This is a genomic window from Streptomyces sp. NPDC002788 (genome assembly GCF_053592115.1).
On sequence record NZ_JBSFVB010000002.1, the window covers coordinates 509,174 to 530,347 of the forward strand.

The window sequence follows — 21,174 nt, forward strand, 5'->3', positions numbered from 1 at the left end:
ACCACATGGGCTACGTCCTCCTGGCGTGCAGCAGCAGGATCGACGCGAGGTGCGGCCGGGCGCAGGCCAGCCGGTCCAGCGGCCGCAGTGGTCGCGGCACGCCGTGGAAGGGAGCGCCCTCGAGCCGTACGACCGTGAAGCCGGACGCGGCGACGAACTCCCGCAGCGCACGCGGGGTGTAGAGGCGCAGATGTCCTACGACCTCCTTCCCCGGACGGCCGTGGATGCCGCGCAGGCTGACCTCCGAGAAGACGGGCTGTACGCCGGCCAGCAGCAGGGCCCGGTTGTACCAGGCGGCCAGGTTCGGGGTGGACAGCATCAGGTGACCCCCGGGGCGCAGGATCCGGCGGATCTCGTCCATTGCCGCGTCCGGGTCGACGAGGTGCTCGATGACCTCGCTGAACAGCACGGCGTCGGCCGACCCGGACGCGAACGGCAGCCCGCCGCCGGTGAGTTCACCGCGGACCGCGTGGGGGATGCGGGTGCGGGCGCGTCTGAGGGCGTCCTGGGACCAGTCCACGCCGATGACGCGATGGCCGGGCAGGAGCGGGGCGGCGGTCGCGGCCGCGGTGCCGTCCCCGCAGCCGATGTCGAGGACGGTCCGGGGGTTCCGGCCGGCCGGGCCGAGGGCCTTGGCCAGCATGCGGGCCTGGCGGAGGCTGCGCGGGGTGCCGGAGGCGACGGGGACGGCCGGGTTCTCGTAGAAGTCGCGCAGGTCGCGGGGCGGGGAGCCGGTGCTGGTGGCCGTCGTCACGGGGTCACCTCCGTGGTGTGCAGGTAGTGCTCGAACAGGTCGCGGAGGCGGGCGCCGTCGTCGTCGCTGAGCAGGGCCTTCGACCAGCGCAACGCCAGGTGGAGGCGGCCGGCCGTCGAGGCGGTGGTCACGGTCAGGCCGCGCGGCATACGGGCCGGCGCCGAGAACCAGACCGCGTGGGCGCGGCCCGCCTCCTCGCCGAAGTCCAGCGGGTAGGGGATGCGGCCGATGTTGCTGAGCAGGGTCGTCGATGTCCAGGGGGCGGCGGCCCTGCGCAGGGTGCGGGTGAGAGCGGCCCGGGCGGCGACCGGGGCCCAGGGGGCGGTGAGGAGGGTGGCGCCGTGGCCCAGCTGCGGGCGGGGGAGGGACTTCAGGGCGCGGGTCCGCTCCGCGGTGCGGCGCAGCAGCACGGCCATGTCGCCGACGTGCAACTCCTGTGGCACGAAGGGCACTTCGACCAGGCGGGTGCCGTTGCCTATCGGCATCGTGGTGTCGCGGGGGCGGTCGTCCACGGGCATCGTGATGCGCAGCGGGCGGGGGCGGGAGCCGTGTTCCCTGTTCCAGTGGGTGATGGTCAGGGCCGTGGTGACCATCAGCTGGTCGTTGACGGTGTAGGGGGAGCCCTGGGGGCGGCGGGGCAGGGGGAGTTCGGTGACGAGCATGCCGTTGCCGGGGGAGGGGTCCGGTGTGCCGGGTGCGACCCGGGCGGGAGGTGACCAGTTGGTCGGGGTGTCCGGGGGTTCCCGCCGGGGCTCCGTGGGACGGATCGGGGGTGCGGCGGGGGCGTTGTCCCTGCCCCCGTAGAGCTCCGCGGCCGTGGCCAGGACGCGGAGGCAGGCCGGGCCGTCCAGGGCGGTGTGGTTGATGGTGAGGAAGAGGACCGAGTCCACCACTTCGAGTCGTATCGGCGGGGACAGCGACAGCGGTGGTGCCTCCGACAGGGCCCGTGTCCGGGCGTCCTGCAGCGCGCGCGGACCCGACGGGACGAAGGTCACCACCTCCACGTCCGGCTCGCCGGTCAGTTCCCACTGGTACCGCCGCCGGTACCACGGCCCCCGCGCCTCCCGCATGAGGATCCGCGGGTGCCGGCGCAGCGCCTCGAGGAACGCCTCGCGCAGACGTGACCGGTCGAGAGGGCCCGGGAGGTGGACCTCGATGTGGACCGTCTCCGGTTCCTCCGCCCGGAGGCAGTGCCGGGAGACCTCGTCCACCACCGGGAACGGGATGCGTACCGGTGCTGTCATGCGGTCCTGCCCTCCCCGGTGTCCGTCCTCGGCAGCCGCTGCGTGGGCGCCTCGGAAGACGGCCCTTCGCGCAGGCTCACCAGCCCCGCGAACAGGCCGATCAGCGCCAGCAGTTGGGCCATGTGCCCGAACGCGCCCCCGCCCGCGCCCACCGGTTCCCCGGCCCCGAGCGCGGCGGCGACACCGGCGCCCGCCGGCGCCGCGAACGCGATCGGCACCAGCAGCGCGTGCCGCCGCGCGGCGAGCAGCGCCAGCACCGGGACCAGCAGCGCGAGCCACCCCGCGATCACCGCCCCGACCAGCGTCAGCGCCACCGTGCCGAGCCACAGGCCGGGCAGCGGCGGGGCCGGCTGGGGGGCGTCGGGGTTGGGGGCGCGGCGGCGCCAGACGGCCAGGCCCAGCAGTGCCGCGATGCCCACACCGCTGCCGATCAGCCCGATGTCGTAGGTCGTGGCCGGCTCGTACGACAGCTTGACCGTGCCGCCCGCCCCGGCCGGGATCCGCCAGCCCTGCTGCCAGCCGTCCAGCCGTACCGGGGTCAGCTCCTTGCCGTTCAGCGTGGCCCGCCAGCCGTCGTTGAAGTTCTCGTACGTCGTGAGGTACTGGGCCGCGCCCGAGCCGACCGCCACCTCGCGCCGGTCGCCCAGCCAGTCCCGGATCCGCAGCTCGCGACCGGCCGCGGCTGCTTCGGGAACCGTCCCGCTGGTCAGGGTCACGTCCGTGAGCGCGAGCGGGCCCGCGTCGCCGCCCTCCAGCCGGTGCTCACCCGAGGACAGCCGCACCTCGGGGTTGGCCCGCCCCTCCTGGCAGAGCGTCACCTCCACGCCCCGCCGCTCGACCAGATCCCGTACGGTGCCCTTCGCGCTCGTCCGGTACAGCTCGCCGTCCAGCGCCACGTCGGGGCCCTTGCCGCACGGCAGGGAGAACTCACGGGTGCCGTCCGGCTGCGGGGTGCGGTACTGGTCGAGGGACGGGATGTACGCCTCGGTGAGGCCCACCGGGAGGCGCAGGTCCTCGTCGGCGACCGGGTTGTGCAGGGTCAGCGGGGCCGTCTCGGTGATCGTGATGTCGAGCCGGTCGGTGGTGATGGGCGGGAAGCGGACCCAGCCGTTCTCGTCCGCGCCGGCGATGGCCGCCCCGTCCGGGGAGCTGATGTGCACCTCGGACGCGCGGGTGGACAGGCCGCCCGCGGGCGCCAGGACCAGTTCGCCGACCGGCTGCTTGCCCTGCCAGCGCAGGTGGATCGTCGGCCGGTCGCCCGCGACCCACGCCGTCGTCAGGTCGCCGTCGGTGAGGTTGCGCGCCGCGAGGCCCGCGCCGAGGCGCGCCGTGGAGTCGGCGGTGGCGACGATACGGGCCTGCTGCTCGGGCGCCACCTCGTACAGCAGCTCGTCGAGGTCCTCGCCCGGCACCGGCACCGCGCTCGCCCTCACCTCGTACGTCCCGGCGGCGGGAGTGGTGAAGCGGCGGTGCAGCCCGGCCTCCGTGCCGGTCGCGGACAGGCCGGTCGGGTCCGAGGCGCGGTGCAGGGAGACGACGGTGGCGGCCGCCGTGGCCTCGTCCGCGTCCGTCGGCAGCCGCAGCAGTCGCGTCACCTGCACGTCCGGCAGGCCGATCTCGGAGAAGCCCGCGCCGGTCAGGCCGGACCTGCGCTCCACCGAGTCCACGATGGTCAGTCTCATCCACCGCGTCGCGCCCTCGGGCGCCTTGATCCGCTGGGTCGCGCCGTTCGGCTGCAGGAAGCTGGTCCTCGAGCCCTTCTCCGTCTCCACCCGCACCTTCGTCGCCGCCGCCCGCACGCTCTCCTGCGGCAACGGCGTGACCTCGAAGGAGGACGGCATGTCGTAGGAGCCGGTGAAGGCGATGCGCAGCCACTGCCCGTCCGGCGTGTCCGGCGCGCCCTCCGCCCAGGCGGTGTCCGGGTTGCCGTCGAAGGCGTTCACCGGGTCGTACTGCGGCAGGTGGAAGAGCCAGTTGCCGTACGAGGACGCCGACACCGAGCGGGCGCCGCGCAGTTCGGCGACCGTCTGGTGGTCGGTGCCCTCGGCCGGCAGGATCTGGCGCGGCTTCTCGCCCGGGTCCTGCTGGGCGTCGGGCGCGTTGCGTTCGTCGCGCGTGTACGTGTACGACGTACCGGCGTTGACCAGCCCGAACCGGGTGTCGGCCCGCCGCAGCCCGTCGCCCACCACCTGCACGGCCGGGGTGCCGAGCCCGGGGTGGTCGTCGCCGGTCAGGACGGTCGCCCGGCCGCGCAGCTCGGACGCCAGCGGCAGCAGCGCCTCCGGCCCGCCGGACACCACGGCTGTGTCGGCGACGGGGGTGAGCCCGGCCTGCCCGGGCCGGATCACGTCGTCCCCGGCCGGCCGGTAGATCTCCACGGCCCGCTGCCGCGGATAAAGCCCCTCGACCTGGAGCGGCGCGTCGTGCGCGATCCGGCCGCCGGTCATCACCGGCCCGAGCCCCGTCACCCGCTCGTACCCCGACTGTTCGAGAGTGCGCTTCACGGTCGCGGTCGGCACATAGCCGGCCTGGTCGGGGTCGAGGTCGTTGCGGACGACGACGTAGTACAGACCCGCCCGGCTCAAGTAGTCGGCCAGGCCCGGAACTTCGGCGCCGGACATCAGGGCCTGCTCGACGGCGTCCATGGCCCGCCGGTTGCCGGGTGTGCCGAACGGGACGTAGTCGCGCTGCGCCCACCGCGACTCGGCGAGCACGTCGAGCGGCTGGTCGATGGGCGAGCCCCACGTGTAGACGCCGTGCGCGGTCGCCGGGACGACCAGGGCACGCGAGTCGGGTGAGTACTTCTCCAGCCAGTCCGCGGTGGCCTGCCAGTAGGTGGGGAGCTTCTGGAAGGAACCGGGGTTCAGGATCGAGCCGTTGAGGTACGGCCACAGCAGCCCCGGCAGGATCAGCACGGCGGCGACCAGCGGGGCGAAGCGACGGCCGCGCACCGGACGGGCCCCGCGCCGCTCGGCGGCCACGCCCACCAGGTGGGCCAGGCCCAGCACGAACGCCAGCGCCAGGCCCGCCTGGAACTTGTAGATGTTCCGGAACGGCGACAGCCAGCCGTCCAGCCAGCCCTGCACGACCCCGTGGAACGGCGCCCCGAACGCGCCGCCGTACCCGGCGAGCAGCACCAGGACCGCCACCAGCACGGTCAGCACGAGCCACCGTCGCTCGGGCATGTCCCGCCGGGCGAGCCCGGCGAGACCGAGCCCGGCCGCGAGCGCCGAGCACACGATCACGACGACGGAGGAGGCCACGGCCCACCCCGCGGGCAGCCACGCCTCACCGAAGTGCAGATAGGCGACCCAGTTGCCGGCACCGCGCAGCGCCTCGGTCGCGGACATGGTGTCCGTGGTCGTCCGCGCCGTCTCTATATAGGGCAGGAAGTTCTCGCCGTAGACCCCGAGCAGCAGCAGCGGCACCCACCACCAGGCCGTCACGACGATCACGGCCGGAGCCCACCAGGCGATCAGTTTGCGCTGCCGCGGCCCGGACGGCCGGGACAGCAGGTACAGCCCGACCGGCAGCAGGGACGCCAGCGTCGCCGAGGCGTTCACGCCGCCCATGAAGGGCACGAGCAGCGCCGAGCGCAGGGCCGCGACCCGGGCGGCGTACCGCTCGTTCGTCAGCGGCAGCAGCACCCACGGCAGGAACGCGCCGGGCAGCGCGGCTGCCGACGTCGACCCGATGACGGTGGTGAACACCGGCCACAACGCGTACGCCACGGCCCCCAGCAGCCGGGAGGCACCACTGCCCACCCGCAGCCGCTCGGCCAGCCGCAGCGCACCCCAGAAGGCGACGGACACGATCAGCGACATCCACAGCCGCTCCGCCAGCCACACCGGCAGCCGTACGAGGTCGCACAGCCAGTAGAAGGGGAGCATCGGCCACAGATAGCCGACGTACTGGTCCTGGATCCCGCCGAACCCGGCCCGGTCGTGCCACAACTGCCCCAGGTCGGCGAGGAACTGACCCGGGTCGACCGTCACACCGAGCTTGGTGTCGAACGTCTGCCGTCCCGGCCGCACCGCCAGGAACAGCACGAACACCACGGCCCAGAAACCCAGCAGCCAGCGCCGCGACCGCGGGCCCTCGGGGGGACCCGCCGCGTTCGCGGTGGTGGGGACGGCTGCCGGTGGGGGAGCCTGGACCGTGGTTGTCATGTAGGACACCGCCGCAGGATGAGGAGAAGGTTCCAGGTGGCGAACTCACGGATGCCGGGCGCCTTGACGACGGCCTCCGCGAGGAACGGCCAGTAGCGGGAGCGCGCCGAGACGACCGTGACGTCGTCGCGGGCACGCACCTGCCGCAGGGTGGAGCCGATGTGCACCGCGAACAGGTTCTCGCCGAGCGTGTGCTTGGCGGGCCTGCCGGTGCGCCGCAGGTAGCGGGCCCGGGCCCGCTCGGCACCGAAGTAGTGCCACGGAGCCCATTCGTGCCCGCCCCACGGCGACAGCCAGTTGGTGAACGACACGTAGATCAGCCCACCCGGGCGTGTCACCCGGGCCAGCTCACTGAGGAACGTCTCCGGATCGGCCACGTGCTCCAGCACGTTGGAGGAGAAGGTGACGTCCGCGACGCCGTCGCGCAGGGGCAGCAGGTATCCGTCGGCCACGACGGCCGCGTCCGGCGGCTTCTCGCCGAGCTCGGCCGGGTCCGGCTCGAAGAGGAACGCGTGCGCGCCCCGCCGCCGGAACTCCTCGGTGAAGTACCCGCTGCCGCCGCCGACGTCGAGGACGGTACGCCCGGCGACGGGCCCGTCGTAGGCCTCGACCTGATCCACGGCGTCCCGGGCGAGCAGCGAGTAGCACGCTTCGGGATCGTCCTGTTCGTGGAGGAAGGCACGGAACAGGGCGAGGGATCTCCGGACCGAAGGATCCTTCGACGTGCCTCCACGCTGCACGGGCGGCGTCACGGAGCCCAGCCCCTCACCGCCTCCGCGGCCACCACCCGGAACTGCCGCACGGTACGGTCCCACCGGAACTGCGCCGCCCGCTCCCGGGCCGCCTTGCCCATCAGCTCCCGACGCCGCCCGGCCAGGGTCAGCGCACACCACGCGGCGGCGAACGAGGACTCACCCCGCGCGAGGATTCCGGTCTCACCGTCGGCCACGGAGTCCTTGAGCCCGGGCACGTCGAAGGCGACACTCGGCGTCTCCCGAGCCGCGGCCTCCGTCACGACCAGCCCCCATCCCTCCACCGCGGAGGGATGCAGCAGCAACCAGGCCGCACACAGCAGGCGATGTTTCTCGGCTTCCGTCACATAGCCGGTGAACTCCACACCGGGCCCGGCGAGCCGCTCCAGCCGCTCGCGCTCCGGTCCGTCGCCGACGATCACCAACCGGCCGCCGGTCACCGGCCGCACCCGCTCCCACAACCGCAGCAGCAGATCGATCCGCTTGTACTCGACGAGCCGCCCGACGGCGACGAACAGCGGCTCCGGCGAGCGCTCGGCTCTCGGACCGGGCTCCTCGACGCCGTTGTGCACGACCCGGATCCGGTCCCGCTCGACGCCGATCGCACGCAGCGCGTGGGCGGTCGAGGAGGAGACGGCGACGAGCAGATTGCGCTGCTGCGCCCCGGTCAGCGCCCAGTGTTCGAGTCTTCGGCCGATCCGCGCCGCCGGGGCCAGCGGCCCGCCGAAGCGCATCTTCCACAGATCCGTATGGACGTGGTTGACCAGGCACAGCGTCGGGCCCTGGTGCCACAGGGGCGCCAGGTACGGCATCCCGTTGCACACCTCGACCAGCAGATCGCAGTCGCCGACCTGCCGGGTGAAGGCGGACCGGGCGCGCAGATAGTGCCCGTAGGGCCCGCCCGCCGATACGACCCGGTAGTCGCGGTAGGCCGCGGGCCCCCCGCACAGCAGGGTCACCTGGTGGCCCAGGCGGGTCAGGCCGTCGGCGAGCTTGTCGACCAGCAGCTCGGAGCCGCCGGCGGACGGGTTGCCCAGATCGCGATGGGCGAGGAAGACGATCCGGCGCGGTTGTGGGGGGAGCGCCGGGAGGTGCTGCGGCGCGTGGGGGGACGCGGTGCGCAGCGTGGACGGTACGTGCTGGGGCATGGGTGCTCCAACTCGTCTCGGGGTGCGGAACTCAGCGTGGGAAAAGTGGGCTCGTCCCTGACGGGAGTCTGCCTGTGGGGGGTCTGAGCTCTTCTTGGGAGGGGAGTGTGGACGGGCTGTGCTCGGGGTGGGGTTGGACAGTTTTCGCCCGGACGTTCGCCACGGCTACTCACCGACGTGACAATTTCCGGCTTTGTTGGAGCTGACGTCACATCACATCGTGAGGGTGGGCTGGGGCGTACCGGCTGTTTCGGATGAAACGGGCTGCTCCGGCTCCTTCCGCCCGCGTGCCACGAGAACACCACCCACCGCCGCGAGCAGGAAACCGGCCACCGCCGCCCCGATCGGCAACGTCGTGCCCACCAGCCGCAGTTGAGCGCTGTCCCGCTTCGCCTGCCGCACCGCCTCCTGCTGCGTCGCGGTCGTGAAGGAGAGCTTCTCGCTGTCCAGCAGCACGGCCGCGTCCTTCTTCCCGCCCGGCGCCCGCAGGGTCCGCTTCGGCCCGGTCTGCGCGTAGATCACCCGGCCGGTGGCCTGGTCCACGATCAGCTCGAAACCGTGGTTGGAGTACCACTCCTCGGCCAGCACCTGCGGCCTGCCCGGCTGGTCGACGAGGCTGCCGGGCACCATCCGCGTGCCGGTCCTCGTCGGCGGCACGGAGCCGGTGAACTTGTGGCCCGTGTAGCCCTGGACCTTCTCGGTGCCGCGGTAGCGCAGCACGACCGTGCCGCCGAGGGTGTTGTCCCACCACTGGTAGGAGCGTTTCTGCACGTCGAAGGGGAACTTCAGGTACGCCTCGCCCTCGATGTAGGGCTTCTCCCCGCAGCAGTGCACGGGCCGGGTGGTCCTCCGGTCCATCACCCAGCGGTGCGGAGTGAAGTCCAGCGCGTCGTGCGGGTCGGCGGCCGGCAGCGACTTGTCGGTGTCGACCGTGGTCGTCACGTCCCAGACGGCCTTGCCGCTGCGTTCGCTGTCCTCGACGTCGCCCCGTACCCGCTGGGTCACCGTGATCTTCCGGCCGGGCACCGTCTCGATCCGGTCAGTGTCGAAGACGCTGCCCCGGCCGGTGTAGACGGCGGTCGTGTCGATGTCGATCGGGTTCACCGCGGCGCGCGGCTGCACGTACCAGGCGAGCAGGGGCGCCAGCACCAGCAGGAACGTGCCGAGACCCAGCAGGACCAGGGAAAAGGGAGAGGTTGTACGGCGCATCCGGGCACTCCAGTGGCTTGGGACGGCTCGACGTACGAGGGGGCCGGCACGGCGGCGGAATGTGCGCGTGCGGCTGGGCCGGGAACCGTAGGCGGCTCTTGACGGGGTGTCAATGCTTGTCGAGACTGGGCGCGACAGGCAGGGACGGGGTGCCGGGGTGGGGAAAACCTCCGGACGATCTCCGGACGAATCCGGACAGAGAGGCTGACCCTGCGATGTCCAGACTGCTCGCTGCCGCGCTGACCGTAGCCTTCGCCGCCGCCCTCGCCGTGGGCGCCGCGCTGGGCGTGGTCGCGCTGCTCCACGCCACACCCGACCAGCCGAACACTCCACTGATCACGTACGAGCGAGCAGGCCAGGGGGGTTGAGGGTGACGGCCGCCCGCACCGGAACCGTCACGACGCGCTCGGCCTGGCACGACGTACCACGCTTCCAGGTACGCCGGTTCGCCGCGATCGTCATGGCCGAGGCGCCCGAGCTCGCCGAGGAGATCCTCAGCGAGATCCAGCGCGAGTACCCGCACCTGCCCGTCGTCCTCGACGACTCCGGCGAGCCGATGGCCCTGGTGGGCATCCGCCGCGCCATCGAGGTCTTCGTGCAGCACCTGGAGAACTCGGAGGGACGCCCGACCGTCCCGCCGGGCGTCTTCCAGGACTTCGGCCGCGGCGAGGGCCTCAACGGCCGCTCGCTGGACTCGCTCCAGGCCATCTACCGCATGGGCGTACGCCTGGCCTGGCGCCGCTTCGCCGACATAGGCCAGCGCGTGGAGATCCCGCCCCCGGCGATGTACGAACTCGTCGACGCGGGCTACGAGTACCTCGACGGCCTGGTCGACCAGTCCGTACGCGGCTACGCCGAGGCCGCGGCCCGGCAGGCCGGCGAACGCCTGCGCCTGCAGCGCCGCCTGATGGAGCTGCTCCTCGCCGAGCACCACCGCGGCGACTCCACCGAGGCCCTCACCGAACGCGCCGCCCGCATCGGCTGGCCGCTGCCGGCGAAGGTCGCGGTCGGCGTCCTGCTGCGCCCCGCCCGCGAGGCGATGGCCCCCGCGGTCGGACAGGGCGTGCTGCTCGACATGGAGTACGAGCAGCCGCGCATGGTCGTGCCCGAGCCGGACGCCGCCGGCCGCCCCGAGCTCCTGCACCGGGCCCTGGCCGGCTGGTCCGGCGCGATCGGCCCGCCCGTCCCACTCGCCGACGCGGCGAAGTCGCTGCGCTGGGCCGAGGCGGCGGTACGCCTGATGGAAAGGGACCTGCTGCCCTCGGGCGAGGTCCTCCACTGCACCGAACACACCGAGGCCCTGGTCCTCCTCCAGCCGGAGGAACTCATCGACGACCTGGCCCTGCGCTGCCTGGCCCCCCTGACCCACTGCGGACCCACCCACGGCCGCCGCCTCGCCGAAACCCTCCTGGCCTGGCTGGAAACCCGGGGCGGCGCCCCCGAGGTCGCCGCCCGCCTGGGCGTCCACCCCCAGACGGTCCGCTACCGCCTGCGCCAGATCCGCGAACTGTGGGGCGACGGGATCGACGACCCCGACCGCCGCTTCGAACTGGAACTGGTACTGCGGGCGCAGCGCCTGCGGGGGGAGCTGGGGGCGGTGCGGGGGCGGCGGTGAGCCGGGCGGTACCGGGCCCCTCCCCGGTCGGGCCGGACCAGCACCGGGGCGATGCGCACCCTTCGTGACACATGTGACGTGTCGCACACCGGCACCTTGATGTGGCACGCAGTGTGCTCGTGCGGTCCTCGTGGGTTTCCGGTCGCTGTGGGTCAGGCCATTGCCGGGGCATACCTCTATGGCTAGCCTGTGTTCGTCATGCCGATCGCCTGTTGAAATCTCGAACGCGGGCACTGAGACACATAGGGAGGGGGCCGGTCGTGGGACGCCTTGTACCAGCAGTGACCCGGGCTCTCGACATTCTGGAGCTCTTCCTCGACGGGGACGGGACGCTCTCCGCACCCGACATCGTGCGCAAGCTGCAGCTGCCGCGTACCACCGTGCACGAGCTGGTGACCACGCTCGCCGCCCGGAAGTACATCGTCCCCGTGCCCGGCCAGCCGGGACGCTACCGGCTCGGCGTGCGCCCCTACCAGCTCGGCGCCCGTTACGCCGAGCAGCTCGACCTCGCCGCCGAGGGGCAGCAGGTCGCCCGGTCCGTCGCCGAGACCTGCGACGAGACCGTTCACGTGGCGATCCTCGAGGACACGGACGTCATCTACATCGCCAAGGTCGACTCCACGCACGCCGTGCGGATGGTGTCGGCGGCCGGCCGCCGGCTGCCCGCCCACTGCACGTCCGTCGGCAAGATGCTGCTGGCCTCCCTTCCCGAGCCGGAGCTCGCCGCGCGGATCCCCGACGACGCCGAGCTGGTCGGGATGACCCCCAACAGCATCACCGACCCGGCCGCCCTGCGCGAGGCCCTGGCCGAGATCCGTGAGCGGGGCCTCGCCGTGGAGCGCCGCGAGTCCAACCCGGACGTCAGCTGCGTGGCCGCGCCGGTCCGTGACCGCACCGGTCAGGTCGTCGCCGCGCTGTCGATCTCCGTGCCCATGATCCGCTGGAGCGAGGAGCGCCGCGCCGAGCTGGAGCAGCTCGCCGCGAAGGGCGCCGCCGAGCTGTCCGAGCACCTCGGCCACCGGAGCCTGGCATGACGACGCCGTACGAGGTCGCCGTACGCGCCGAGGCCGAGCTCGGCGAGGGGCCGACCTGGGACGCGGCGGCCGGCCGCCTCCTGTGGATCGACATCCTCGGCTCCCGCCTGCACACGTACGATCCGGTCACCGGGAAGCGCACGGTCCGCCGCACGGAGCAGCACATCGGTGCCGTCAAGCCGCGGGCCGCCGGCGGGCTGGTGCTGAACCTGCGGGACGGGATCGGTCTCCTCGACCCCGACGACACCTTCCGCTGGCTCCACCACGAGCCCGTCCCCGGCCGTCGCGCCAACGACGCCGCGGTCGCGCCCGACGGCGCGCTGTGGGCGGGCACGATGCGGTACGACGAGGCGCCGGGCGGCGGGACGCTGTCCCGCGTCACCGGTGACGGCTCGGTCGACGTGGTGCTGGACGACGTCGCCGTCAGCAACGGGACGGGGTGGAGTCCCGACGGGCGGCTCATGTACTACATCGACTCGCCGACCCGGCGGGTCGATGTCTTCGACTACGCGGACGGGCGGCTGTCCGGGCGGCGGACCCTCGTCGAGATCGAGGAGGGCGCCGGCTTTCCCGACGGGCTGACCGTGGACGCCGACGGGTGTGTGTGGGTCGCGCTGTGGCAGGGGTCGGCGGTGCGGCGGTACACGCCGGGCGGTGAGCTGGACCGGGTGATCGAGCTGCCGGTGCCTTTGGTGACGGCGTGTGCCTTCGGTGGGGCCGGGCTGAGTGACCTGTACATCACGACGGCTCGGACGGGGCTGAGCGAGCCGCCCGCCTTGGCGGGGTCGCTGTTCGCGGTGCCGGGGGCGGGCAAGGGGGTGGCTCAGCCGGCGTTCGCCGGTTAGGGGTCCTTGCACTGTGAGCGTCCGGTCAGGTCGCGTGGTCCGGTGCCGTGCATCGCAAGGCGCCGGAGTGCCCTGGTAGCGGAGCCGCCTGGGCGTTTCGGCAACGCAGCGAGGCGCGGTGCCGGGCCGCGCGACCCGGGCGGGCACAGTGCAAGGACCCCTTAAGCGATCCCGGCCGCCTTCCGCTCCGCGGGAGTCAACGGCGGCCCGCCCAGCGACGGTTTCAGCGGCCCCACCGCCGCCGCCAGCACCACCGACGGCGTCAGGAGCACCTCCGCCCTCCGCTCCAGCGACGTCACGTCCGTGACCCGGCGCGCGATGCGGCCGTTGCCCGTCGCCGTGTACATCAGCCGGTCCACGTACGCGGTCACCAGCCGGTCCCGCAGGGTCGGACCCTGCTCCGTCGCCCCCGGGTAGAAGACGTCCTGGCCGATGGCCAGGTCCCAGGCCGCGCCGACCGGGCGGGCCACCGCCCTCTGGATCCGCCGGGACAGCCCGGGCGTGCCCAAGCCGTGCCGCCGTACCGTCTCCCGCAGGAGCAGGGCGCTCTGCGCGGCGACCGCCAGGCCGTGCCCGTAGACGGGGTTGAACGCGGCGAGCGCGTCGCCGAGGACGATGAAGCCCGCGGGCCACGCCTGCGTCTTCTCGTAGAAGTGGCGGCGGTTGACGGTCGTGCGGGTGAAGGCCACGTCGGAGAGCGGTTCGGCCTGTTCGAGCAGGTCGCCGATGAGCGGGTGCCGCAGGTCCTCGCGGGCGAAGCGGACGAAGTCGTCGTCGGCCGGGGACGGCCGGCCGCCGCGCGTGCCGCACAGGGTGACGATCCAGCGGCCGTCCTCGATGGGCAGCAGGAAGCCCGCCCGTCCGGGCCCGCCTTCGCGCCGGTCGGGCTGGATGTTGACGACCGGGAAGTCGTCGCGGGCCGCGGCGGGGGCGCGATAGAGGCGGCTGGCGTAGGCGAGGCCGGCGTCGACCTCGCGTCGTTCGGCCCGGGGCAGGCCCAGGGCGGTCAGCCAGTGCGCGGCCTGGGAGCCGCGTCCCGAGGCGTCGACGACCAGGTCCGCGTCGAGGGTCCGCTCGGGGCCGTCCCCCGGACGGATCCGTACGCCCGTGACCGCCGACTTCGTGCCGGTGAGGCCCACCGCCTCCGCGCGTTGGACGAGTTCGATCCGCTCGTCGGCCAGGACTCGCGCCCGGACCGTCGCGTCGAGCAGGTCCCGGCCGGCGAGGATCACGTGATGGGACTCGTCCCAGCGCCGGAACCAGCCCCGCGTGCCCAGGGCGACGACGTCGGTCGTGACCGGCCGCCGGTTCGCCCCGGCCTGCCGGAGCACCCCGGTGATGCCGGGCAGCAGTTCCTCCATGGCCCGCACGCCGCCCGACCACAGCATGTGGGCGTGCCGGGCCTGCGGCAGTCCCTTGCGGGGGCCGGGGGCCGGGGGCAGGGTGTCGCGCTCCACGACGACGACGCGGTCGGCGATGTCGGCCAGGGCGCGGGCCGCGAGCATGCCGGAATGGGATCCCCCAAGGACGACGGCGGTTCTGGCGGGGGTGGGGCGTTCAGTCATGCGCGGGCGTTCTCTCTCCCGGGGGCGGCCGCGCGCGAGCGTACCGCCTCGATGTGATCGCGGTGACGCAGGGCTCGGGACACGGCCTGGATCTCCCGCAGCAGATAGGCGGTGTCGGGGCCGGAGGGGGAGGCGGCGCTGTCGTCGCGCGGGGTCCGCTCCCGGGCGGCGACGGCGTCCAGGATCGTCACGGCGGCGGCCAGGGCCTTGGCCCGGCCGGGTTCGAACCCGAGGCCCACGGCGGCCTCCTGGCACCGTTCCCGCAGGTCCTCGTCGAGGTGGCGGGAGAGCTGGAGGAGCACGTCGCGGATGTAGGTCTCGCGGCGGATCAGGCGCAGTTCGCCGGTGGCGTGCGGGGTGAAGGGGGCGCCGCCGCCGTTCACCGAGCGCAGCAGCAGGTAGAGGGGGCGCAGGTGCCAGTGGGCGAGCCTGATGCGCCAGCGCTCGTGCAGGTACTGGCCGCCGTGCGGGATGATGAAGCCGATCGCGACCATCGTGGCCGACACACAGGCGGCCGAGGGGGCGAGAGAGGTGCTCAGCCAGTCGAGGTCGTGGCCGGTCAACCGGGCGATGACGGCGGTGAGTTTGGCCGCGTCGAACAGCAGGTTCGTCGCGTAGCCGACGCCGAGGAACCGCAAACCCCAGCGCAGCCAGGCGTCGAGGCCGTCGGTGCGGACCCAGTTCCAGATCAGCCGGGCGGTGACCGAGCAGGCCACGGTGTGCGCGAGCAGGTAGAGCAGGATCTCCTCGCGCATGAAGGGCGTGGTCGCGTAGTACGTGTCCAGGTCCCGCCGGCGTTCCACGGGGACGTCCGCGAGCCAGAACAGCACCCACAGGGCGACGACCACACCCGCGTAGGCGAAGACCACCCAGCGGGCGGCCCGGCGCGTCGAGACCGAGCGGTCGGACAGGCCGTTGCGCCAGGCGACGATCAGCAGCAGCCAGGACGCGCACAGAGCGGTGAGCAGCGAATACACCAGCGGCGCCGCGATGTTGGGCACGCCGGTGACGCGGTTGGTCCAGCCGATGACCGACGGGGACGCGAAGACGAACACGGCGCAGGCGAACAGCAGCAGCCCGCCGACGGCCCGCAGCATCGGGTCCCGCCACATCTTCACCAGACTGGGCAGCTTGATGACCAGGGCGACGGTCAGCGCCCCGATCGGCAGCCAGAAGGAGACGGAGAAAGCGCCGAGGACGTCCCGTGCGTGCGTCATCGCGCGCCGCCTCCCCGTCCGCGGTAGCCCATCGACCGCCGCACCGGGTCGAGGGCGGCGTCCGGCTCGTCCGGGACGGTACCGTCCGCGAAGGTGCGGAACACGGCCGCCAGCCGGTGTCCGAACGCGTCCGCCTCGGCCTCGTCCCGCTCGCGCGATCCGTCCCGGGCGGCCACCGTCAGCGCCACGGACGTCCAGCCGGACTCCCGGTCCAGGGCCCGGGCCGCCGCCGTACCGGCGACGTGGTGATGGCCGTGCCCCGCGTGCAGATGCCACAGCTCATGCCCGAGGATGACCAGCTGCTGCACCGCCTCGGCCCGCTCCTCGACGATCACGAGGTCGAAGTCCTGGAACTCCACCCACAGGCCGGTCACTTCGATCTCGTCGGGAAAGCGCTCGAACCGCAGCTCGACGGGCCGCCCGCCGCGCCGCGCGCTCATCTCCTCGCACAGCGCCCGGCACAACGACCGGACGCCGGTGGGGCGCTGGGGCCTCGCCCGGACCGCGGTGGCGAGCTCGGCGGCCAGGTAGCGCATGGCGGAGCCCCTGCGCGAGCGCCTGAGCGCGGCGGTCGCTCGGGCGGCCATCGTCCGCGCGCCCGCGATGTCCATCGCTCCCCCCCCTTCTCACCACCGGCCGACGGCTTGGCAGCGCGTCCGAGACTACGCGCCCGAAAGTGGGCGCGTCATGCGATCCGGCGTCCGATGTTCGACGGAGAACGACCGTTCATGCCCGGAAAGTCAGGCCCGAAGTTGGGCCGGACCATTGACGCGCAAGCGCTTCGAACCTACGGTCCCGTTCGAAGTAACGGGCACCTTTCGACATACCGAACACATACTGGTCATCGATCGTAAGGGCAGGGCATGGGACGACCTGGCCTGAATCGCAGGCAGCTATTCGGCGGGCTCGGCGGACTCTTCGTCGCGGGCAGCTTCGGGTTCGCCGCACTCGGCACCGGAGCCGACGCACTCGCCTCGACCGCGAACACGCGCGTGCGCTACTGGAACCTCTTCAGCGGCGGCGACGGATACAACATGATCGCGATGCTGGACGCCTTCCGTAAGGCCAACCCCGACATCGCGGTGAAGGACTCCACCCTCCAGTGGGGCAGCCCCTTCTACACCAAACTCGCCATGGCCGCCGCGGGCAACCGCGCCCCCGACCTCGGCGTCATGCACCTGGGCCGGGTCACCGGCTTCTCACCCGGCCGCTTCCTGGACCCCTGGGACGTGGACCTGCTCGCCAAGTACGGCGTACGGGAAGCGGACTTCAACCCAGCCCTGTGGAAGCGCGCCGTCATCGACGGCAAGCTCTACGCCCTCCCGCTCGACATCCACGTCCAGCTCTGCTTCTACCGCAAGGACGTGCTGAAGAAGGCGGGCCTGCTCGGCGACGACGGCCGGATCGTGCCCGTCACCTCCACCGACGAGTGGTTCGACGTTCTCAAGGAGGCCAAGAAGGCCACCAAGAAGGGGCTCCAGACCATCGGCATGTGGTCCACCGACCAGAACTTCCAGTGGTGGTTCTTCGTCGCCTTCTACACCCAGCTCGGCGGCACCTGGTTCAACGCGGCCAGCACCGAGGTCACCTTCGACACCGGCAAGGCCACCCAGGTCCTGGAGTTCCTGCGCCGGCACGTCACCGACGGGTACGCCGATCCGCGCTTCGCGGGCCTCGCCGGCGCCGAACAGTTCGTCAACGGCTCTCCCTTCGTCTGGGAGGGCAACTGGTCGGTGCCGGTCTACTCCGGGGCCAAGGTCGACTACGGCGCGACCCCGCTGCCGCCCGTCTTCGGCAAGCCGGCCACTCACGCCGAGTCGCACGCCTTCGTCCTGCCGCACCAGTCCGACCGCGGCGGCCCCACCAACGAGGCGGCCCACCGACTCGCCGCCTACGTCGTCCGGCACGCCCAGCAGTGGGCCGCCGGCGGCCACATCCCCGCGTACACGCCGACCCTGTCCACCGCCGCGTACAAGGAACTGAACCCGCAGAGCGAGTACGTGTCGGCCATGGACCACCAGGCCACCGAGCCGAAGGTGTGGTTCGCGGGCTCCACCGGCATCCTCGCCCAGCGCGTCGGCCCGATCGTCGTCGCCTCGACGATGGGCTCCGCCAAGCCGGAGACCGCCGCCCGCCGGATGAAGGGCGCGCTCACCCAACTGCTCGCCATGAAGAACCCCATGGACGGCCGGACGGCCGCACAAGGAGGTGCGGCCGCATGATGGCGACCAGCGCCCAGACCATCGCCGCACCCGCCCGCGCCAGGACCGCCGCCGACAGCGCCGGGCTCCGCCGCGGGCAGGGCTTCCAGCACGGCGGCTGGTTCGTGGCCCCGTTCCTCGTCCTGTTCGCGCTCTTCGTGATCTGGCCGCTGCTGCGCGGCGTCTACCTCAGCTTCACGGACGCCAACATCTCCGGCGAGGGCGCGAGCTTCGTCGGCCTCGACAACTACCGCGAGGCCATCGACGACCCGCTGGTGTGGGACTCCCTCGGCCACAGCGCGTACTTCACGCTCCTGGTCGTCCCCTGCATCGCGGTCCTCGCCTTCCTCCTCGCGATGCTCGCCCACCACATCGAGCGCGGCAAGTGGCTGTGGCGGCTGTGCTTCTTCGCCCCGTTCCTGCTGCCGTCCACCGTCGCGGCCAACCTGTGGCAGTGGCTGTTCAACCCCGGCACCGGAATGATCAACCACGTCTTCGGCATCGAGACGCCGTGGCTGACCGACAAGTCGTACGCGATGCTCGCCATCGTCATCCAGACCCTGTGGTGGACGGTCGGCTTCAGCTTCCTGCTCTACCTCGCCGCGCTCCAGGGCATCCCCGGCCACCTCTACGAGGCCGCCAAGCTCGACGGCGCGAACGCCTGGCACCGCATGGTCCACATCACCCTGCCGATGCTGCGCAACATCACCGGCCTCGTCGTCGCCCTCCAGATCCTCGCCTCGCTCCAGGTCTTCGACCAGGCCGTCGTGATGATGGACTTCCTCCCCGGGCCCGAGGGATCGACCCGCACCTTCGTGCAGTACACCCTCGAAGAGGGCTTCACCAGCTACCGCGTGGGCTACGCCTCCGCGATCTCCGTCATCTTCTTCGTGATCATCGCGGCCGTCGCCCTCGCCCGGATGTGGCTGCTGCGCAACCGTGAGGAGAGCGCCCGATGACCACCGCCGTACCGGTGAAGCCCCGTAAGCCGTGGACCCCCAGCCAGATCGTCCTGACCCTCCTCGGCACCGCCGTCTCGGCCGCCTTCCTGGCCCCCTTCGCCTGGGCCCTGTTCACCTCCCTCAAGTCCGAGACCGAGGCGGTGGAGGTCCCGCCGCACTGGCTCCCCCAGGACTGGACGGGCCAGGCCTGGAAGGCCCTCTTCGAGACCGGCAACATCACCAACTGGTTCGTCAACTCCGTGGTCGTCTCCGTCTGTGTGACGTCCGTGGTGCTGCTCGTGAGCGCACTCGCCGGATACGGCTTCGCGCGCACCGAGTTCCGCGGCAAGAAGCCCCTGATGGGCCTGGTCATGGCCGGCCTGATGATCTCGCCCGCCGTCCTCGGCGTGCCGCTGTTCACCACCGTCCAGCAGATGGGCATGGTCGACACCTACTGGGGCATGATCCTGCCGCAGTGCGCACCCGCCGCGATGGTCTACATCCTCTACAAGTTCTTCCAGGGCATCCCGCGCGAACTGGAGGAGGCAGCGTTCATCGACGGCGCGGGCCGCTGGCGGGTCTTCTTCACGATCGTCCTGCCGCTCTCCCGCCCCTCCCTCGCCGCGGTCGGCATCTTCACCTTCATCGCGTCGTGGAACAACTTCCTCTGGCCGTACATGGTGACCAACAACCCCGACCTGATGACCATGCCCAACGGCATCGCGACCGTCATGAACTCCTACGGCATCCAGTGGGCCCAGCTCATGGCCGGCGGTCTCATGGCGGGCCTGCCGTTGATCATCGTCTTCGTCTTCTTCCAGAGGCAGATAGTGGCGGGCGTGGCCCACACAGGCCTGGCCGGGCAGTAACGGACCTCAAAGGGGCGCGGGGAACTGCGCGATCAACCCCTGCAAGCCCGCAGCCGCCACTGAGACAGAACCACCCACCCCGAAAGGCGACCATGCACACCGCCCGCTTCACCCTCGACCCCGCCTTCACCGTCGGCGAAGTAAACCCCCGCCTCTTCGGCAGCTTCGTGGAACACCTCGGCCGCTGCGTCTACACCGGCGTCTTCGAACCCGACCACCCCACAGCCGACGACAAGGGCCTGCGCCAGGACGTACTGGACCTCGTCCGCGAACTCGGCGTCACCGCCGTCCGCTACCCCGGCGGAAACTTCGTCTCCGGCTACAAGTGGGAGGACTCGGTCGGCCCCGCCGAGGACCGTCCCCGCCGCCTCGACCTGGCCTGGCACTCGACGGAGTCCAACCGCTTCGGCCTCTCCGAGTACATCGACTTCCTGCGCAAGATCGGCCCCCAGGCCGAGCCGATGATGGCCGTCAACCTCGGCACCCGCGGCGTCGCCGAGGCCCTCGAACTCCAGGAGTACGCCAACCACACCGAGGGCACCGCCCTGTCCGACCTCCGCGTCACCCACGGTGACAAGGACCCCTTCGGCATCAAACTGTGGTGCCTCGGCAACGAGATGGACGGCCCCTGGCAGACCGGCCACAAGACGGCGGAGGAGTACGGCCGGGTCGCCGCGGAGACGGCGCGGGCCATGCGCCAGCTGGACCCCGGCGTGGAACTCGTCGCCTGCGGCTCCTCCAGCCAGTCCATGCCGACCTTCGCCGAATGGGAGGCGACGGTCCTGAAGGAGACGTACGACCTCGTCGACTACATCTCCCTGCACGCCTACTACTGGCCCGAGAACGGCGACCTCGACTCCTTCCTCGCCTCCGCCGTCGACATGGAGTCCTTCATCGACAACGTCGTCGCGACCGCCGACCACGTGGGCGCCCGGCTCAAGTCGAAGAAGCGGATCAACCTCTCCTTCGACGAGTGGAACGTCTGGTACCTGCCCGAGTGGGAGGCCCGCGCCAAGACCTTCGAGCAGCACGACTGGCCCGAGGCGCCGCGCCTGCTGGAGGACAACTACAGCGTCATGGACGCGGTCGTCTTCGGCTCGCTCCTCATCGCCCTGCTCCGGCACGCCGACCGCGTCACCGTCGCCTGCCTCGCCCAGCTCGTCAACGTCATCGCGCCGATCATGACCGAGCCGGGCGGCCCGGCCTGGCGGCAGACGACCTTCTTCCCCTTCGCGCAGGCCAGCCGGTACGGCCGCGGCCAGGTCCTCGACGTCCGTGTGGACTCGCCGACGTACGAGACGAAGAAGTACGGCGAGACCGATCTGCTGCACGCGACCGCGGTACGCGCCGAGGACGGCACGGTCACCGTCTTCGCCGTCAACCGCAGCCGCACCGAGCCACTGCCGCTCGAGGTCACCCTGGGCGGCCTCGGCCTGTCGTCGGTCGTCGAGCACAGCGCCCTCGCGGACGCCGATCCCGACGCCCGCAACACCCTCGACGACCCCGAGCGGGTCGCCCCGCACCCGGTCGACGGCACGGCCCTCCAGGACGGCACGCTGAGCGCCGTCCTGGAGCCGCTGTCCTGGAACGTCATCCGGCTGGCGTGACGGC

17 protein-coding genes are annotated in these 21,174 nt (G+C 72.2%); 8 read left to right on the plus strand and 9 right to left on the minus strand.

The window, feature by feature from the left end; translation table 11 throughout:
* Window positions 1-10 precede the first annotated feature (10 nt).
* The 6 genes from ACWD1U_RS05575 to ACWD1U_RS05600 all read right to left on the minus strand — a co-directional run bounded on the left by ACWD1U_RS05575 (window position 11) and on the right by ACWD1U_RS05600 (window position 9,276).
* Window positions 11-754, minus strand: a complete 744-nt coding sequence (locus ACWD1U_RS05575; RefSeq protein WP_451104675.1) for a class I SAM-dependent methyltransferase — start codon at window positions 752-754, stop codon at window positions 11-13.
* Window positions 751-1,998, minus strand: coding sequence for a condensation protein (locus ACWD1U_RS05580; RefSeq protein ID WP_451104676.1), 1,248 nt, complete (start codon window positions 1,996-1,998; stop codon window positions 751-753). Before ACWD1U_RS05580 ends, ACWD1U_RS05575 begins: the two co-directional genes overlap by 4 nt.
* Window positions 1,995-6,167: an alpha-(1->3)-arabinofuranosyltransferase domain-containing protein gene (locus ACWD1U_RS05585; RefSeq protein ID WP_451105028.1), complete on the minus strand. Its 4,173-nt coding sequence runs from the start codon at window positions 6,165-6,167 to the stop codon at window positions 1,995-1,997. Before ACWD1U_RS05585 ends, ACWD1U_RS05580 begins: the two co-directional genes overlap by 4 nt.
* Window positions 6,164-6,919, minus strand: a complete 756-nt coding sequence (locus tag ACWD1U_RS05590) for a class I SAM-dependent methyltransferase (RefSeq protein WP_451104678.1) — start codon at window positions 6,917-6,919, stop codon at window positions 6,164-6,166. The genes ACWD1U_RS05585 and ACWD1U_RS05590 overlap by 4 nt, the downstream gene beginning before the upstream one ends.
* A complete protein-coding gene (locus ACWD1U_RS05595) occupies window positions 6,916-8,067 on the minus strand; it encodes a glycosyltransferase family 4 protein (RefSeq protein ID WP_451104680.1) in 1,152 nt (383 codons plus the stop codon). The genes ACWD1U_RS05590 and ACWD1U_RS05595 overlap by 4 nt, the downstream gene beginning before the upstream one ends.
* 213 nt (window positions 8,068-8,280) lie before the next feature.
* Window positions 8,281-9,276 carry a DUF3068 domain-containing protein gene (locus ACWD1U_RS05600; RefSeq protein WP_451104682.1) on the minus strand — a complete coding sequence of 332 codons (996 nt, stop codon included), beginning with the start codon at window positions 9,274-9,276 and terminating at the stop codon, window positions 8,281-8,283.
* Between the two features lie 215 nt (window positions 9,277-9,491).
* Here ACWD1U_RS05600 and ACWD1U_RS05605 point away from each other — a divergent pair, with 215 nt between their 5' ends.
* The 4 genes from ACWD1U_RS05605 (at window position 9,492) to ACWD1U_RS05620 (ending at window position 12,770) form a co-directional block, all read left to right on the plus strand.
* Window positions 9,492-9,644 carry a hypothetical protein gene (locus ACWD1U_RS05605; protein WP_451104684.1) on the plus strand — a complete coding sequence of 51 codons (153 nt, stop codon included), beginning with the start codon at window positions 9,492-9,494 and terminating at the stop codon, window positions 9,642-9,644.
* Between the two features lie 2 nt (window positions 9,645-9,646).
* Window positions 9,647-10,891, plus strand: coding sequence for a PucR family transcriptional regulator (locus ACWD1U_RS05610; protein ID WP_451104686.1), 1,245 nt, complete (start codon window positions 9,647-9,649; stop codon window positions 10,889-10,891).
* Window positions 10,892-11,151: 260 nt separating this feature from the next.
* A complete protein-coding gene (locus ACWD1U_RS05615) occupies window positions 11,152-11,925 on the plus strand; it encodes an IclR family transcriptional regulator (protein ID WP_451104688.1) in 774 nt (257 codons plus the stop codon).
* Entirely contained in the window at window positions 11,922-12,770 is an 849-nt protein-coding gene (locus tag ACWD1U_RS05620; protein WP_451104690.1) for an SMP-30/gluconolactonase/LRE family protein, read from the plus strand. Before ACWD1U_RS05615 ends, ACWD1U_RS05620 begins: the two co-directional genes overlap by 4 nt.
* Before the next feature lie 161 nt (window positions 12,771-12,931).
* On the opposite strand, the gene ACWD1U_RS05625 is transcribed toward ACWD1U_RS05620, so the two are convergent.
* Genes ACWD1U_RS05625 through ACWD1U_RS05635 form a run of 3 tightly spaced genes read right to left on the minus strand, consistent with a single transcriptional unit; the run spans window position 12,932 to window position 16,163 of the window.
* Window positions 12,932-14,335 (minus strand): NAD(P)/FAD-dependent oxidoreductase, encoded by a 1,404-nt coding sequence (locus ACWD1U_RS05625; protein ID WP_451104692.1) that lies wholly within the window; start codon window positions 14,333-14,335, stop codon window positions 12,932-12,934.
* Window positions 14,332-15,552: an MAB_1171c family putative transporter gene (locus ACWD1U_RS05630; protein WP_451104694.1), complete on the minus strand. Its 1,221-nt coding sequence runs from the start codon at window positions 15,550-15,552 to the stop codon at window positions 14,332-14,334. The genes ACWD1U_RS05625 and ACWD1U_RS05630 overlap by 4 nt, the downstream gene beginning before the upstream one ends.
* On the minus strand, window positions 15,549-16,163 hold the full coding sequence (locus ACWD1U_RS05635) for a toxin-antitoxin system, toxin component family protein (protein WP_451104696.1): 615 nt from the start codon (window positions 16,161-16,163) through the stop codon (window positions 15,549-15,551). The genes ACWD1U_RS05630 and ACWD1U_RS05635 overlap by 4 nt, the downstream gene beginning before the upstream one ends.
* A 252-nt stretch (window positions 16,164-16,415) precedes the next feature.
* Here ACWD1U_RS05635 and ACWD1U_RS05640 point away from each other — a divergent pair, with 252 nt between their 5' ends.
* The 4 genes from ACWD1U_RS05640 (at window position 16,416) to arfA (ending at window position 21,170) form a co-directional block, all read left to right on the plus strand.
* The gene (locus ACWD1U_RS05640) at window positions 16,416-17,774 is read left to right on the plus strand and encodes an extracellular solute-binding protein (RefSeq protein WP_451104697.1); all 1,359 of its coding nucleotides are present in this window, start codon (window positions 16,416-16,418) and stop codon (window positions 17,772-17,774) included.
* The gene (locus tag ACWD1U_RS05645; RefSeq protein WP_451104699.1) at window positions 17,771-18,712 is read left to right on the plus strand and encodes a carbohydrate ABC transporter permease; all 942 of its coding nucleotides are present in this window, start codon (window positions 17,771-17,773) and stop codon (window positions 18,710-18,712) included. Before ACWD1U_RS05640 ends, ACWD1U_RS05645 begins: the two co-directional genes overlap by 4 nt.
* On the plus strand, window positions 18,709-19,563 hold the full coding sequence (locus ACWD1U_RS05650; RefSeq protein ID WP_451104701.1) for a carbohydrate ABC transporter permease: 855 nt from the start codon (window positions 18,709-18,711) through the stop codon (window positions 19,561-19,563). Before ACWD1U_RS05645 ends, ACWD1U_RS05650 begins: the two co-directional genes overlap by 4 nt.
* 92 nt (window positions 19,564-19,655) lie before the next feature.
* Window positions 19,656-21,170, plus strand: coding sequence for an arabinosylfuranosidase ArfA (gene arfA / locus ACWD1U_RS05655; protein ID WP_451104703.1), 1,515 nt, complete (start codon window positions 19,656-19,658; stop codon window positions 21,168-21,170).
* Window positions 21,171-21,174 lie beyond the last annotated feature (4 nt).

Bases quoted from the DNA above. Each gene is read 5' to 3' on its own strand.
- ACWD1U_RS05580 (WP_451104676.1), bottom strand. From the start codon at position 1,998: ATGACAGCACCGGTACGCATCCCGTTCCCGGTGGTGGACGAGGTCTCC.
- ACWD1U_RS05585 (WP_451105028.1), bottom strand. From the start codon at position 6,167: ATGACAACCACGGTCCAGGCTCCCCCACCGGCAGCCGTCCCCACCACC.
- ACWD1U_RS05595 (WP_451104680.1), bottom strand. From the start codon at position 8,067: ATGCCCCAGCACGTACCGTCCACGCTGCGCACCGCGTCCCCCCACGCG.
- ACWD1U_RS05600 (WP_451104682.1), bottom strand. From the start codon at position 9,276: ATGCGCCGTACAACCTCTCCCTTTTCCCTGGTCCTGCTGGGTCTCGGC.
- ACWD1U_RS05605 (WP_451104684.1), top strand. From the start codon at position 9,492: ATGTCCAGACTGCTCGCTGCCGCGCTGACCGTAGCCTTCGCCGCCGCC.
- ACWD1U_RS05620 (WP_451104690.1), top strand. From the start codon at position 11,922: ATGACGACGCCGTACGAGGTCGCCGTACGCGCCGAGGCCGAGCTCGGC.
- ACWD1U_RS05625 (WP_451104692.1), bottom strand. From the start codon at position 14,335: ATGACTGAACGCCCCACCCCCGCCAGAACCGCCGTCGTCCTTGGGGGA.
- ACWD1U_RS05630 (WP_451104694.1), bottom strand. From the start codon at position 15,552: ATGACGCACGCACGGGACGTCCTCGGCGCTTTCTCCGTCTCCTTCTGG.
- ACWD1U_RS05635 (WP_451104696.1), bottom strand. From the start codon at position 16,163: ATGGACATCGCGGGCGCGCGGACGATGGCCGCCCGAGCGACCGCCGCG.
- ACWD1U_RS05640 (WP_451104697.1), top strand. From the start codon at position 16,416: ATGGGACGACCTGGCCTGAATCGCAGGCAGCTATTCGGCGGGCTCGGC.
- ACWD1U_RS05645 (WP_451104699.1), top strand. From the start codon at position 17,771: ATGATGGCGACCAGCGCCCAGACCATCGCCGCACCCGCCCGCGCCAGG.
- ACWD1U_RS05650 (WP_451104701.1), top strand. From the start codon at position 18,709: ATGACCACCGCCGTACCGGTGAAGCCCCGTAAGCCGTGGACCCCCAGC.
- arfA (WP_451104703.1), top strand. From the start codon at position 19,656: ATGCACACCGCCCGCTTCACCCTCGACCCCGCCTTCACCGTCGGCGAA.